Genomic DNA, 2,978 nt, shown 5'->3' with positions numbered 1-2,978 from the left:
GCGCTGGCCGCGTAGTGGTCGCGGCGCAAGGCCGGCAAGGCGGGCAGTGGTTCGGGCAGCGCTGCAGCCGGCAGCGGCGTGTTGGATGAAGAGGGCAGCCGTAGCGGCAGTCGCCGGCGGTCCGAAAGCATTTGCAGCAGCGCCTGCGCGGGCACCTGCACCGGCCCGGCTTCGCGCGCAAGCCGCCAGCGGCGCAACTGGTTTTCGTTGTCGGGCCAGCGCAGGCGCAGGGCCCAGTCGCGGCCACGGCGGCGCACGGAGCCAGGCGGCGTCGGCACGTCGTCCAGCGGGTCGGCCTGCTCGCCCGGGGCCAGGTGCAGCCGCAGCGTGTCGATCGCCTTCAGGCCCGGCATGCCTTGCAGATAACGGGCCAGGTCGCTGACGTAGAGGAAGTCGGGATCCTGGCCGAGCCAGATGTCTTCTCCCGGCGTCAGGGGGCGCCCGAGCGGCCCTTCGACATCGGTGGCCGTGCCTGGGCGCGCGGGCAGGCCTTCGGGCAGGCGCGCCGAAATGCAATCGTCGCAGCGCTGCAGCAGCTCGGCCAGCAGCTCGCAGACGTCGCGGTGGCCGTCCAGCAGCAGAGAGATTTCCAGCTCGACCCAACGTGGGCGCAGCACCTGCGGCGGGCCGTCCAGGTCTTCGCCCAGGTTGCGTTGCGGCCAGTAGGCTTGCAATGCCGTGGCACGCAGCGACAGCCGCTCTTCGGCCGCGCCGGACTGCCCCTGAAGCGCCATGTGCCACAGGCCCGTGGCATGGCCTCGGGCATCGCGCAAGGCTTGCATGTACAGGTGGCGTGCATGGGGCAGTTCCTGCAGCAGCCAACATTGCCAGTCGCGGTCGGTGCAGGGGTGGCAGGGCAGCAGTGTCTGCGGCGTGTGCAGCCCGAAGCGCGCCCAGGCGGCCGGGCCGTCTTGCGGGCTGAGACCCAGCAACTGCGGCACTGGCTGGCGCGCGGCGAACAGGTCTTCGGTCAGTGCGAAGCACAGCGCTTCCAGCAGGCTGACGCCGGGGTCGTGCAGGTTGAAGTCGGTCCACAGCTCGCCGCTTGCGTGCTGGGCCGCGGTGATGGCCTGCAGCCGCAGCGCGTCGAAGCCCAGCGGGTCCGGGGCCTGCGCGCGATGGCGGGCGATGCTGGCGATCGGCTTCATGTGGAGGCCTTCGGTGGCTGGCCGGTCGCCGGATTCGCCGGCTGGCTCAGCGCCATGTGTGCATCGAACCAGAGCTGGCAGACATGGGCCTGGATGCGCACGCCGTCGCCGAAATTGCAGCCGGTGCGGATCTGCAGCCGGTAGATCGCCTTGCGGCCATGGGTGCCGTGCCAGCGCAGCTGCAGCTTGTCGCAGCGCCGGCCCCACCAGCCTCGCGTCTGCCGGATGCCGCGCCGCGCGCGCCACCAGGCCCACAGGCCGCCGCCGGGGTTGTAGGCCGACAAGGCGGTGGCGTGCACGAGGCCGAAGTGGCCGGTGCCCGGTTGGCCTGCGCCGGCAACCACTTCGAAGGCCTGGCAGCCTTCGAGGTCGCCCGTCAGGTCTTGCCATTCGCCGTTGGCCAGCACCGGCCCGGGTGGCGGTAGCAGGCCACGCCGGCCCTGGCTGCTGACGGTGCCGCGCACGTCGAGCGTGGTCTGCGGTGTGGCGGTGCCGATGCCAACGCGCTGCTTCGTGTCCAGGCTCAGCAAGGGCTGGCTGGTGCCCTGGGGCTGGAACTGCAGCTGGTCCAGCTGCGGGCCCAGGCTGACGCGCCACAGCGCCTGCTGCGGAGACTGGTCGCGGTAGAAGCTCAGCAGGTTGTGGTGACCGACCGGGGCGTAGAGCTCCTGGCCGTTGGCGACCGTCTTGCGAAAGCCCTCGTCGACCATGTTGAGCATCGAGTCGACGAGGTCGGCGAAATGCGCCTGCGTCGGCAACTGGCCGTCGCCGAAGTAGTTCTTCAGGGTTTCGCGGTTGCGCCAGGTCATGGGTGACTCACGCGGCTTCCGCGCCGATGATGAAGCTGCTGGCGATCGTCAGCTTGCTCAGGCCGCTGGGCTGCGCCAGCTGGGCGGGCGGGTCGACCAGGTCCAGCAGGTGACCGCGTGTGGGCAGCGCCAGGCTCCAAGGCTGGGCCGGGCGCACCACACGGTCGCCGCGCGCGGTGTCCGATAAGCGGTACACCGCCTGGTCGCTGAGCACGATGTGCAGCAGCGAGGCCTGGCCGATCGCGTCGACGCCGGGCTGCGCGCGCAAGAAGGCCTCGACGTCGTCGGTGCGCAGTTGCCAGTCGAACTGCGTGGTGATGCCGCCGGGGCGCCAGGGCGAGAGGTAGTCGCGCAGGCTCTGGTTCAGCTCGCGCAGGCGTTCGCCGGCCGGCTCGCCGCGTGCCAGCCGCAGGGTGCAGCGCACCTGGATGCGCTCGTAGCTGGCATTGCGCACCAGCAGCGGTTGGTGCGGCGGCATGCGGTCGCTTAGGAACTGCGCGATGCGCTGCAATGTCGAGGCGTCCAGGCGCGGCGCTTCGGTGCCGTCGATCTCGTAGCCGGCGGTCAACGCCGGCACCACGACGACCAGCACCGGCTCGTCGGGGCCGGTGTCGCTGCGCGGGATGCACTTGAGTTTGAAGACTTCCGGGAAGGCCTGCAGCACCAGCCGCTCGCAGTCCCACGGGGTGAGCGCGCGGGCGCGGTGGCGCAGGCGCTCGGCCACGCGGGTGGTCCACGCGGCGGTGGTCTCCTGCGGCTGCAGGTCGAACGAGGGCCAGGGCTGGCGCACCGCGGCCAGGCCCGGCGTGGCTTCGAGTGCAGCGCGGATGCGGCCGGGTGGCAAGGGCTCGTTCGGGCACTCGCCGAGCCGCAGCGCGCTCAGGCCGTTGGTCCAGACGCCGATCAGGCCCGCGAGCAGGTCCAGCTCGCCGTGGCCGGACAGGCGCAGCCAGAAGCAGTCGCCCGGCAAGGTGGTGCAGCCACGTGTCAGGCCGCCCGGCAGGTCCAGCATCACCAAGCC

General features: G+C 71.5%; 3 protein-coding genes. All 3 read right to left on the bottom strand.

The genetic code is table 11. The features are described from left to right. Positions 1-1,148 (bottom strand): hypothetical protein (locus tag AC1DYI_RS31160; protein ID WP_477207988.1); only part of this gene is annotated, 1,148 nt, incomplete at its 3' end. Further along, positions 1,145-1,957, bottom strand: coding sequence for a hypothetical protein (locus AC1DYI_RS31155; RefSeq protein ID WP_477207987.1), 813 nt, complete (start codon positions 1,955-1,957; stop codon positions 1,145-1,147). The genes AC1DYI_RS31155 and AC1DYI_RS31160, both read right to left, overlap by 4 nt. A gap of 7 nt (positions 1,958-1,964) precedes the next feature. Next, the coding region (locus AC1DYI_RS31150; RefSeq protein ID WP_477207986.1) for a hypothetical protein at positions 1,965-2,978 on the bottom strand (1,014 nt) is incomplete at its 5' end.

It is taken from the genome of Ideonella sp. P3_A4 (assembly GCF_056403075.1).
The sequence above is the reverse complement of the archived record's forward strand: the minus strand, read 5'-3'. Positions and strand labels throughout refer to the sequence as shown.

Bases quoted from the DNA above. Each gene is read 5' to 3' on its own strand.
- AC1DYI_RS31155 (WP_477207987.1), bottom strand. From the start codon at position 1,957: ATGACCTGGCGCAACCGCGAAACCCTGAAGAACTACTTCGGCGACGGC.